Raw genomic sequence first — 12271 nt, 5'->3', positions numbered from 1 at the left:
AGTGAAATGATAAAAACAAAAAAAGGGTTAGCGGTTTTGATTGCTTGCGCATTGATTACATCAGTTTTACCAGTGACAAGTGTGCATGCAGAAGAGACAAATTCTATTAACATAAGCATTGATACAGGTGCTGACAATGCTAAAATTAGTCCATATATTTATGGCGCTAATTATGATTCTAATGGAAATGAAGGTACAATTCCACAAGTAGCAACTGCAAGCAGACTTAGTGGAAATAGGCTCACAGGATATAATTGGGAGAATAATGCTTCAAATGCAGGAAGTGACTGGAAGCATAGTAGTGACAATTATTTAAATATGAATAGACCATATGACACTCAAAATATACCAGGAGAAGTAGTCACTAATTTTCATGATGAAGCCTTAAAAAATGGTTCAACATATTCTCTTGCTACGTTACAACTGGCAGGATACGTTGCCAAGGACAAAAATGGATCTGTAAGTGAAAGTGAAGCAGCACCTTCAGCAAGATGGGATCAGGTTAAAGTAAGAAAAGGAAGTGCGTTTTCCCAAACACCAGATTTAACTGATAATTATGTTTATATGGATGAGTTTGTGAATTCGCTAATATCTAAATATGGTAAATCAGATACTGCAACAGGTATTAAAGGCTACAGTCTTGATAATGAGCCAGGGCTTTGGTCTGGTACTCATCCTAGAATCCATAAAGACAAAGTTACATGCGCAGAACTTATATCAAAAGGTACAGATTATGCGAAGATGGTAAAGGATATGGATTCAAAGGCAGAAATATTTGGACCAGTTTTATATGGAATGGGTGCATATCAAAGCTTACAAAGTGCTCCAGATTGGGATAGTGTAAAAGGAAATTACAAGTGGTTTCCAGAGTATTATTTAGATAATATGAAAAAAGCATCTGAAAAAGATGGAAGAAGATTATTAGATGTATTTGATATTCATTATTATTCAGAAGCTACTGGTGGTGGTATTAGAGTAACTGAAAGCAATGACACAAATGTTGATTGTAATAAGGCTCGTATACAAGCACCTAGAACCTTATGGGATTCAACTTTTAAAGAAGACAGCTGGATTGGTCAATGGTGTGGAGATTTTACTCCAATAATTCCTAAGATGCAAAGTGCAATAAATACCTATTATCCAGGAACAAAACTTGGAATAACAGAGTATAATTTTGGTGGAAATAATCACATATCAGGTGGAATTGCTCAAGCTGATACATTGGGTATTTTTGGTAAGAATAATGTATATTTTGCAGCATTATGGCCATTTGATGGTAAAAGTGATTACACACAAGCAGCGTTTAACCTATATAGAAATTATGATGGTAAAAAGTCAACTTATGGTGATATAAAAGTTAAGGCTGAAACTTCTGATGTTGATAATTCATCTGTATATTCTGCTTTAGACAGTAAGGATCCTTCTAAATTACATGTAATCATGATTAATAAAAATTATGATAAGCCTATGACTATGAGTTTTAATATTGGAGGAAATAAAGTTTATCAATCAGGAAAAGTGTGGGCTTTTGATGAAAGTAGCGCTCAAATTACAGAAAGAACTCCTATAACAAATATTACAGATAATAAATTCCAATATACAGTTCCAAAGTTAACAGCATGCCATATAGTGTTAGATCTTAAGCAAGGTTCAACAACTATGCCTGGGGATGTAAATAATGATGGAGAAGTTAACGTTTTAGATTACATTGCACTTCAAAAATATATAATGAATCCTTCTGCTGGAATTGAGTTAAAAAATGCAGACCTTAATGGTGATGGAAAGATAAATAGTGCAGATCTTTTTGAACTAAGAAAAAAGATAAATGAATAATAAAGTTAAGGTAAGGGAGTAGATAAAAATGTTTAAAGTAAAGAAAGGCGTAGCACTTTTGATAGCATATGCACTTACAATTTCATGTGTACCGATGATACATGGAAATGCAGCAGAAATAAGTCCGATTAATTCAAGTATAGAGAAAAATCTTAATCAAGATGTAGTTTCTAGTACTAATTCGGATATTAGCACCAGCAGCTTTGTAACCTGTGATGGGAATAAGTTTAAAGTAGACGGACATGATTTCTATTTTGTGGGACAAAATAATTACTATTTACCATATGCACCAGATTATATGGTAGATGATGTATTTGCTGACGCTCAAGCCATGGGTTCAAAGGTTATGAGAACATGGGGATTTATTGACGGAGCATCAAGCTGCGATGTAGTTTTACAACCTAGTCTTGGCGTTTATAGTGAAGAAGGATTTAAGCATTTCGATTATGCTGTGAAAAAAGCTAAGGAGTCTGGAATAAAACTTGTGATTCCATTTGTGAATAATTGGAAGGACTTTGGCGGAATGGATAAGTATGTTGAATGGACTGGAGCTGGCAATCATGATGCATTTTATACAAATGAAGCATGTAAAACAGCTTATAAAAATTATATATATCACTTCTTAAACAGAACAAACACATATACTGGAGTGAAATATAAAGATGATCCAACAATTATGACTTGGGAACTTGGTAATGAACCTAGATGTAAGTCAGATGCAACTGGGGAAACGCTTTATAACTGGGCAAAAGAAATGAGTGAATATATAAAGAGCATAGATTCAAAGCACCTTGTTGCACTTGGAGATGAAGGTTTCTTTAAGAGAGATGGAGCAAAGTATAATTGGGATTGGAACTATACTGGCGGTGAAGGTGTGGATTGGGATAAATTGATTAGTATACCTACATTAGATTATGGGACATTCCATTTATATCCAGATGGATGGAATGAATCTGTAGATTGGGGAACTAAATATATTAAGGATCATATTGATGCTGCAAATTTAGTAAATAAACCAGCAGTGCTTGAGGAATATGGAATTAAGAACAATCAATTAAATGTTTATACAACCTGGGGAAATGCAGTAATAAATAATGGGGGTGCAGGATTAATGCCTTGGATGTTATCAGGCATTGGATTTGATAACAGAACTTTATATCCAGATTATGATGGATTCCGTATAATATATCCTAGTGACATAGCTACTTTACTTTCTGATAATGCAAAAGTAATGAATGCTAAATCCAGAGCTACAACTGGTCCTTCTGTAATGCTCGGAGATGTAAATGAAGATAATGCAGTTGATGTATTGGATTATACAGCACTACAAAAATATTTACTTGTAGGAACAGGTAATATAAATAAAGCAAATGCAGATGTAAATAAGGACTCAAGAATTAATACAGCAGATCTTTTTGCATTAAGAAAAATAATTTTAGAGGGATAAAAGTTTTAGGAATAAGTTGTTATTGCTGAAAAAAGGGCAGGTTATTTTTTATAACCTGCCTGTAAATTTTTATTTATTGCGTATTAATAGTTCTTGAACAAAAATACAATCTTCAATTGTAGTATTAAAAAGAACATTTTTATATCGTTTATTGATTATATCTTTAACATTGTTTAAGCCAAGACCTCTTCCCTCTCCCTTTGTAGAAAAGTTTTTTTGGTACAGCTTATGAATAGGAGGTGTAGAACTCAAACAGGAGTTACGTATATTAAAAATAACTTCATTGTCAGTATTTATGGCAGCAAAATGAATAAATTTATTATCACATAAAATACTGGCTTCTATAGCATTATCAAGAAGAATGCCGATAATCCTGCATATGTCAATAACACTCATATTAATGAGTTCTATATCATCTGCCATTTCGATTTTAACATCGATACCTTTTGAATGTGCATTAACAATCTTTGAAGATAACAAGGCCTTCAAGGGACTAATTTTAATATGTGATAAGTAAGACAAAGACATATCTTTATTTACAATTTCATCACTTTCAGGAAGTAAATCATTGTAATAGTAATTCTTTAATCCATTAATATCGTCAGTTTCTATATAGCCTGCTAAAGTTGAAAGAATATTCAAATAATCATGTTTGAAGCTTCTTAAATCTGAATACATATTTTCAAGCATGTTTGTATAATTTTGCAATTGAGAATATTCTTTAGATCTATGTTTGTTTACCAAAATGGTAAAGCAGTAATATGTTATAGTTGTAATTAATATAAAAAATATAAATAAATTTAGTGCATTAAATAGAAGCATATTTTTATTCCATGTTACTACAAAATCTTTTAAACTATATTGGTAGTATAAGAATATGATTAATAGAATACTTATTATAAATGCAATAGGTGGTTTATTTGAAATTTTAATATTAATATCAATTCGACTAGAAATCTTTAATAAGATTAGTCTAATAATTTTACTTAGAACAAAAACATTAAGAAGAATAAGAAGTTCTGACATGAAATTTAATAGAAGATTAGCATTTATGTCAGAATAATTATATTTTAATAGATATATTAATATTGCTCCTGTAATAGCATCAGAAATAAATAGTAATATCCATATAAAAGCAGAAAAAATAACAGAAATAAAAAAATTTCTATATATTAATAGCAAACAAGTAAAAATGCAAAGCGGCATTACATATATAGGCAAGGCAGCTTTGGTATTAATAAAGAAATAACCGATTAATATATATATTATTATTGAGAATTTAATTAATATATTTTTATTAGGCTTTACAAAAAAAGTAAAGTTTAGAGCCGGGACCAGAATCTCAAGCATGATAATTAACGGAAAAAGTATATTAAGTACTATTTCAAGCATTTCTTCAACAACCCCTTTATATACCTTAAGGATACATAGCAAATCTCACTATTTGTCATTTCTACAATCATCTTACTTTTATCAATGGATTTAATCTTTTTAGTATTAACTAAATATGATCTATGAGTTTTATAAAAATTAGAAGAAACTGCTTGTTCAATGTTTTTTAAGGTACCGTAAAATTCATATTGTCCTTTAAAAGTATGTACTGAAATTTTATGTTCTTTGCCAGCAGTTTCGAAAAAAAGAATTTCATCAAAATCTAAAAAAATAACATTACTACCAACATCTATTGAAAGCTTGTTATCATTTTTTGTTTTTGCAGCATTTAGATTATTATGTACAGCATTAAGGCAATCAGCTATTTTAACTTTTATTGCATTAATATCTCCCTTAACTATGTAATCAAGGGCTTGGACTTTATATTGAAATGTAAGAAGCGTTAATTCAGCATGAGCAGTTAAAAATATAATATATCCCTTAGGATCATAGGTTCTTATTAAGTGTGCCAATTGAAAGCCATTAAGATCACTATTTAAGTCTACATCTAAAAAATAGATAAAACTATTTTGACTATTATCAATATACTGAATAACTTCGTGAGGATTGTTTGTAGAAAGTGCAATTTTACAATTGAATTTTTTAGTCTCATTAGATATAATGGCTTCAATTTTTTTTCTTTGATCTAGATTATCTTCACAGATTATAATATTATTCATAATTTTCCCCCTAAAACTATTTAAGTACAAAGTAGTTCTTATAGTCATTCTTTTTACTTAAATTTTGTTTTATATTCTTCAAGATCTTTATGTATCATATACATTTCTACATAAAATGAAAAAGTGCCCATATAATTATAGGCACCAAAACAAAGCTTAAAATTTGTGTAAATACATTTTGGCAACCTGACAATCATAGAAAATTAAATTATCCTTAGACTCATAGTTTTGCGGCCCTACCTTTCAGTAAGTGTGCTATTAGCATTGTATTTTTATTATTACTAGATTTATAAATTTTTGTAATTAGCATATTTTTTACCAAATAATCTGTAAGCTATTGGCGTAACTACTAAGGCTCCTTCTAAAATAGAAAAGGTTATTAAGTTGGTATATATGTTATTATGAAGCAATAAAGCTAAAATATAGAAAGCCATAATAACTATAATAGATTTTATCTTTAAAGATTTTCTCAATTTTAGGCTTATAAGAGGACGTTCTTCAGTATCAGCAGGAGCATATAATAATATAAGGGCAACACTTATTAAAAATAAAATAGATACTAATAATAGATTTCTTTGTATATTTAAACTTAAGTAAACATTTCCGAAAAAGAGTATGTAATTTATAATGATACATTGGAAGGTCGAATTTGCATGAACTCCAGAAGCAAAAATTCTAAGAGCTGCAAAAACTAGAAAAGCAGTAAGGGTATATTCTAATATTCCTAGAAAATATGCGGTAGCAAATAAAATAATAGATTTAAATATAGTCAAAAAAATGACTAATATTCCATAATGAATTTTTTCCAAATCTTCAGCAGAAGCTGAGGTATTGTTTTTTATAAATTTTGTACATTTCTCACTTAATGGTTTTGAAAGTATCATAAAATCAGTCCTTTTTTGGTTAACGTTAACAACATACTCAATTTAGATTGCTATCTGCAATCTAAATTATATACAAATATATCTTCTCATAATATTTAAATTAAATAAATATATTTTTCTCTAAACGTACAAAATTAAGCATTAAAAGTAAAAATTAACATTTGATGTTCTGAAATATTCTTTTTATGCCTAAAAATGGACGTTTTATTACAATGGTATTGACTTTTTAATAAAACGAGTTCTAAATTTATTATAATTAATTGTTATAAAATGGAGATAATATGTATATTTACATAATTATGAAAATGTTTAAGACTATTGTATAAATTTTATTCAATGGAGGTGATTATATAATGCTTGACGTAAAATATTATATATGCAGTTTGTTAATGTATCTATTAATATGTATTAGTCCAGTAATTCTTTATATAAAATTTAAGGAAAAAGCAAATGTATTGGCATATCTGAAGTTAACAGGAAATTCCCGAAAAGGTGTGATTGTTGGAAGTGTAATAAGTATAATCTTTGTAGTGTTAATAATTATAAAAAATACAATTATTGGTTTTGATAAGTTTAACACAAATTTGGGATTGCTTTGGATAAGTGGTTTATTAGTAGGTTTTTTTGAAGAGATTCCGTTTAGGGGATTTTTATTGCAAAAGTTATGGAATCATATGAATTTTTGGAAAGCTAATTTGTTAACAACAGTAATATTTGTATTATTTCATATACCAGTATGGATGAGCAGTAATACGCCTCTTTTAAAAGCAACAGTCAGCATTGGAGCGGTGAGTCTCGCATTAGGATATTTATTTAAGGAATATAAGTCTTTGTGGATACCAATAATATGCCATTCTATATATAATTTATGTATATGGATGGGATTGTAAATTAAAAGTGGATGACTGATAGTATATGATTTATATATATGTCAGTCATTTGTTTTTTTATTCTATAGGAAATTATATTGTTGGACAATCTGTGGATAACTTTTGAAACAGACTAATTAATTAGGTTTAATATCTTAAAAGAATAAAAAATAAATCATATTCGCCTGCCAGATTTTTCTCACATGCGTTCGAAAAGGCAGATGCGTAAAAAAATCTACGGCTCCACAGTCGCCTGCGATTTTTTTATTCTTTACGAGGAATTTATAATACAGTAAAATCTGTGGATAATATATGAAAAAGACTATTTAACTGAGTGTGTATAAGAAAAAGAATAAAAAACAAATCATATTCGCCTGCATAAAATGTTCTTATATGCAGATAGTTCCGTATTGCAGTAAAGTTCCTTATTGTGGCATAGCCACTCTTTTTATGAGTGCATAGCTGCTCTTTTTATAAGGTCATAGCTGCTCTTTCTAAGGGAATGTTCTTATATGCAGCATAGCTGCCTTTTCTAAGGTGCACATTTCTTGAAAGCGCAATTTTAAGGCCGAAAGCAACAAATGTGAGATAGATATTATTTTAGGAATGAAAATAAGATATTAGTGATTATAAGCTTGTATAAAGGCGATAAGTATATAATAATTTATTTGTTATAAAGAGTCATTTTGTCATATTTTTAGGAGGTGGGTGAATGAAAATTAAAGTGAATTACATAGCTATAATCATGACTATGTTATTTTCGCTAATGGCACCAATTAATGTGTTAGCAGCAGAAAATGATAATAGTGATGATTATCTTCACACTGATGGAAGTAAAATTTTTGATGCAGAGGGAAATGAAGTAAGGCTTACTGGTATTGCTTGGTTTGGGAATGAAACACCAAATTACTCATATCATGGATTATGGGCAAATACATTAGATGATATTTTAGACAAGGTTGCAGATAATGGTTTTAATTTATTAAGAGTACCCTTGTCAGTTCAATTAGTTAATGAATGGAGACAAGGAAATTATCCAATGCCTGATTCAATTAACGATTATGTTAATCCAGATTTGAAAAATAAGAACAGTTTAGAGATACTTGATAAATCTGTAAGTGTTTGCAAGAAAAAGGGTATAAAAGTAATGCTTGATATGCATAGAGTGATAGATGGAAGTCAATCTAATGCATGGTATACGGATAAATATAGTGTTGAAGATTATGAAGAATGTTGGAAATGGCTTACTAATCATTACAAGAATGATGATACTGTAATTGCTATGGATATATTTAATGAACCACATGGTAAAGCTTATAGGCAGGAACAATGTGCAAAATGGGATGAGTCAACTGATGCAGACAATTGGAAGCATGAGGCAGAAAAGGTTGGCAAAGAAATTTTGGATATTAATCCCAACCTTTTAATTATGGTAGAGGGTGTGGAGACATATCCTAAAGAAGGTAAGGATTATAGTTCAAAAGATGTAAATAATTATTATGGAACTTGGTGGGGCGGTAATCTTAGGGGAGTTCAAGATCATCCTATAAAAATAGAAAATCATCCTAATCAAGTAGTATATTCCCCACATGATTATGGTCCAGGGGTATCAAATCAACCTTGGTTTGAAAATGGGTTTACTAAAGAAAGTCTAGTGAAAGAAGTATGGGAACCAAATTGGTTTTATATCCAACAAAAAAATATTGCTCCATTGCTTATAGGTGAATGGGGTGGAAACATGGATGGTTCAGATAATCAAAAATGGATGCAGGGATTAGCAGATTTTATTAAAGAAAATAATATAAATCATACATTTTGGTGTTTAAATCCTAATTCTGGTGATACAGGTGGAATTCTTGGATATGATTTTAAAACTGTAGATACTGCTAAAATGGCGCTTGTTAAGCCTACTTTATGGCAGGAAAAAGAAAGTGGAAAATTTATTGGTTTAGATCATAAAATTAATTTGGGTAAGAATGGTACCCATGTAGCAGCAAATACAAATATTAATCCGGCAGTTAAATTAGGCGACGTAAATGGCGATGGAAGTGTAGATACAATGGATTATATAGCATTACAAAAATATGTAATGGATTCGTCAAATACAATAAATACAAAAAATGCAGATATAAATGGAGATAATAGAATTAATACTGCAGATTTATTAAGTTTAAAAAAATTAATTTTACAATAAACATAAAATAATAAATAAAACGGGGTGATGTGTTTTGAGGATAAGGCTTAAAGGATTTTTACAATTAGCATCAATGGTAATAGTTACTTTGATCATGTTTGGAAATGTACAAGTTGCTTCGGCTAGTACTGAGATTCAAAACAATAGGGAACTTCAATATGGAGCATGGATTGGAAGCTGGCCGGCTGCACAAGGATTGACAGATTTTCAAAACTTACAACAAAGGCATCTTGATGTAGTTAATATGTTTATTGATTGGAACACCGATTTTGATCATATTAAGCCAAACTTCGATGCCATATATGCAAATAATTCGATAGCTTCACTTACTTGGGAAGCTCATGGTCTTTCAAATGCAGATATAAGAGATGGAAAAAAAGATAATTATATAAGACAAATGGCTAAGGATATAAAAGCTTACAATAAAAGAATGATTATAAGATTATTTCATGAGGCAAATGGTAATTGGTATGCATGGGCTGTGGGAGATAGTAAGATAAATACAAATGAAACATATGTAGCTGCATTTAGGCATGTTGTAGATATATTTAGACAAGAAGGAGCTGCTAATGTTAAATGGGATTTTAATGTTAATGCTTCAAGTGTTGGACAAGGTGCAAGTTATTTGGGACATTACCCAGGAGATGACTACGTAGATATTATATCTATAGATGGATATAATTGGGGAACTACTCAAAGCTGGAGTAGTTGGCAATCTTTTGATCAAATATTTTCACAAGCCTATAATGCATTAAAAATAAAAAATAAACCAATGGCAATATCTGAATTTTCATCAGCAGAAAAAGGTGGAGATAAAGCAAAATGGTATGAAGACGCTTTTAATAATATAAGGTCAGAGAAATATAACTTGATTAATACAGTTGTTTGTTTTAATGAAAACAAAGAAACTGATTGGAGAATAAACTCTAGTGAAAGCGCATTAGAAGCTTTTAGAAAAGCTATTAATTTAGGGAAAAGTTCAAATGTTGAGCCAGAAGTTAGGCTAGGAGATGTGAATGATGATGGAAGCAAAGATGCAATGGATTATATAGCATTGCAAAAATATATAATGGATTCGTCAAATACAATAAATACAAAAAATGCAGATATAAATGGAGATAATAGAATAAATACTGGAGATCTTTTTGTTTTGAAAAAATTAATTTTAGAATAAATACTTAATATAGATATCCAACGCAAGAATTAAACATATGTGGTAACTTACCGAAATCAAATACATTTATCTTCCACAGGACTAGTGAAATTTTCGCTGGAAGGTTCTAAATGGTGGCTTGTCGCCATTTCAGCGTGTTCCAGATGTAAAAGCTCCAGGGAGAAAGTTCGTGTTTCTAAATATAAAATTTGGACACTTACTTTTTGGACAAGCTGTAAATGAAACAAGCCACCATTAACAACCATCATCAGCTCAATTTCACATGCCTGCTTCCAGAAAAATGTATCTGATTTCTAGTGTAGTGTTACGATTATAATTTCTCAATGATGTATGTATATTTCATTTAGAAGTTTGATTATTAATTTGGATATCTATATAACTGAATTCCTTATGGAGATAGGTCACATTTTAATATGTGGCCTATTTCATTTTAAGTTTTTATTTAAACAATATTATATTCATGTTTTTTTGAAAGAATGAGCCAAAGGATTAAGCTTATAACTGAGGTTATTAAGTACATAAGTCCCATAATGATTATTCTATTAAAAAAATTAGAAGAAATCACAATCATGCCTATACATCCAAATAATGTTAAAGCACAATTTATAAGAGAAGACGCCGCACCAGTTTCTTCAGGTATCTGGTTCAGCATTATACTTGTTGTTTGTGGACGAATTAAGCTTCCAAAGAATGATGCAGGTATTAAGGAAATCATAAATATAACGGGGCTTAAATTACCAGTTATAAGCATTGAAAATCCACTAATAGCCATAACGATGTATGCTATTGTTATATATGGAATCTTATTGTAGTGCTTTGATAATTTTACATATGCCAATGGTCCTAGAAGAAAGAAAACAGCATTTGCTGCAAAATAGTAACTATATACTTTTGGACTTAATCCAAAACCATCAACAAAAATATAAGAAGATGCTGATATAAATGACATAGATGGAATTGACATAATTGAAAAAGTAATAAGTAGAGACATAAAACCTCTATTTCTTGATACCACTCCTATGTTGCTTATGGAACTTATTATGCTTCCAGTATATCGTTTTTCAATAGTTTCTTCCATAGCTATACTTCCAGCTAATGTTAAAATGCCTAAGGCTCCCAATACTTCAAATACACCTCTCCATGAAAGAACACTTAAAATCATAGCTCCAATAACAGGTGAAATTATTGGTGATAACATTGCCGTTGATTGAACTAAAGCTAAAACAGTTACAAGCTTCCTTCCACTATATGAATCTTTTACTATTGCTGTAGATACTGCAGTTGCTGCTCCACAACCAATAGCTTGCAAAATACGAAATAAAATTAGTTGATATACATTACCAGAAAACACACATGATATACTAGCGATAGTATATATAGTAAGCCCAATGATTAGTATCGTCCTTCTTCCGTATTTGTCACTAAGAGGTCCCCATAAAATAGTTCCTAGTGCATAAAAAGCAAAGAAAAGTATTAATGTAAGATTTACAATACTAGTATTTGTATTAAGGCTTTCTACCATTTTTGGCAACGCTGGCAAATAGATATCTGTAGATAATGGAATAAATGCACTTAGTAACGTTATAAACGCTAGAAAGCCTTTTTTTCCTAAATATTTTTGTTTTTTCTCTTTTTCTACATAATTGTCTTTTATAATTTCCATATGTTCCTCCAATTTTAATAATGCTTTTTTGATTAGCTTGTTTTTATTTGTCCGAGGCCTCACCAGCATTATGCGGATTTCGTACTATAAGCCTTC

General features: G+C 30.1%; 10 protein-coding genes and 1 riboswitch. Of the genes, 6 read left to right on the top strand and 4 right to left on the bottom strand.

Translation table 11 applies throughout. The features are described 5' to 3' along the window. The first annotated feature begins 6 nt into the window (after window positions 1–6). Together L3B98_RS13300 and L3B98_RS13295 are read left to right on the top strand one after the other, a co-directional pair. Window positions 7–1833 (top strand): glycoside hydrolase family 44 protein, encoded by a 1827-nt coding sequence (locus L3B98_RS13300; protein ID WP_238917039.1) that lies wholly within the window; start codon window positions 7–9, stop codon window positions 1831–1833. Between the two features lie 28 nt (window positions 1834–1861). Continuing rightward, window positions 1862–3280, top strand: coding sequence for a dockerin type I domain-containing protein (locus L3B98_RS13295; RefSeq protein ID WP_238917037.1), 1419 nt, complete (start codon window positions 1862–1864; stop codon window positions 3278–3280). Between the two features lie 69 nt (window positions 3281–3349). On the opposite strand, the gene L3B98_RS13290 is transcribed toward L3B98_RS13295, so the two are convergent. Beyond that, on the bottom strand, window positions 3350–4024 hold the full coding sequence (locus L3B98_RS13290) for an ATP-binding protein (RefSeq protein ID WP_238917035.1): 675 nt from the start codon (window positions 4022–4024) through the stop codon (window positions 3350–3352). Window positions 4025–4157: 133 nt separating this feature from the next. Between L3B98_RS13290 and L3B98_RS13285 the strand changes: the two genes are divergently transcribed. Continuing rightward, on the top strand, window positions 4158–4343 hold the full coding sequence (locus tag L3B98_RS13285; RefSeq protein ID WP_238917034.1) for a hypothetical protein: 186 nt from the start codon (window positions 4158–4160) through the stop codon (window positions 4341–4343). A gap of 316 nt (window positions 4344–4659) precedes the next feature. Here L3B98_RS13285 and L3B98_RS13280 read toward each other — a convergent pair whose 3' ends face one another. Together L3B98_RS13280 and L3B98_RS13275 are read right to left on the bottom strand one after the other, a co-directional pair. Beyond that, window positions 4660–5391 (bottom strand): LytTR family DNA-binding domain-containing protein, encoded by a 732-nt coding sequence (locus tag L3B98_RS13280; RefSeq protein ID WP_015391956.1) that lies wholly within the window; start codon window positions 5389–5391, stop codon window positions 4660–4662. Between the two features lie 177 nt (window positions 5392–5568). Then, window positions 5569–5658, bottom strand: a riboswitch (cyclic di-GMP riboswitch). A 20-nt stretch (window positions 5659–5678) separates the two neighbouring features. After that, complete coding sequence (locus L3B98_RS13275; RefSeq protein WP_238917033.1) at window positions 5679–6275, bottom strand: accessory gene regulator B family protein; 597 nt, start codon at window positions 6273–6275, stop codon at window positions 5679–5681. A gap of 353 nt (window positions 6276–6628) precedes the next feature. Here L3B98_RS13275 and L3B98_RS13270 point away from each other — a divergent pair, with 353 nt between their 5' ends. The 3 genes from L3B98_RS13270 to L3B98_RS13260 all read left to right on the top strand — a co-directional run bounded on the left by L3B98_RS13270 (window position 6629) and on the right by L3B98_RS13260 (window position 10512). Beyond that, window positions 6629–7165 (top strand): CPBP family intramembrane glutamic endopeptidase, encoded by a 537-nt coding sequence (locus L3B98_RS13270; protein ID WP_238917032.1) that lies wholly within the window; start codon window positions 6629–6631, stop codon window positions 7163–7165. Window positions 7166–7856: 691 nt separating this feature from the next. Continuing rightward, the gene (locus tag L3B98_RS13265) at window positions 7857–9338 is read left to right on the top strand and encodes a cellulase family glycosylhydrolase (RefSeq protein WP_238917031.1); all 1482 of its coding nucleotides are present in this window, start codon (window positions 7857–7859) and stop codon (window positions 9336–9338) included. Between the two features lie 34 nt (window positions 9339–9372). Continuing rightward, window positions 9373–10512, top strand: a complete 1140-nt coding sequence (locus L3B98_RS13260) for a dockerin type I domain-containing protein (RefSeq protein WP_238917030.1) — start codon at window positions 9373–9375, stop codon at window positions 10510–10512. A 442-nt stretch (window positions 10513–10954) separates the two neighbouring features. Here the strand turns inward: L3B98_RS13260 and L3B98_RS13255 are convergent, their stop codons facing one another. Further along, entirely contained in the window at window positions 10955–12175 is a 1221-nt protein-coding gene (locus L3B98_RS13255) for a multidrug effflux MFS transporter (RefSeq protein WP_238917029.1), read from the bottom strand. Window positions 12176–12271 lie beyond the last annotated feature (96 nt).

Source organism: Clostridium sp. YIM B02555 (genome assembly GCF_022320955.1).
GTDB lineage: Bacteria > Bacillota > Clostridia > Clostridiales > Clostridiaceae > Clostridium > Clostridium saccharoperbutylacetonicum.
This window is presented reverse-complemented; position numbering and strand designations above follow the sequence as displayed.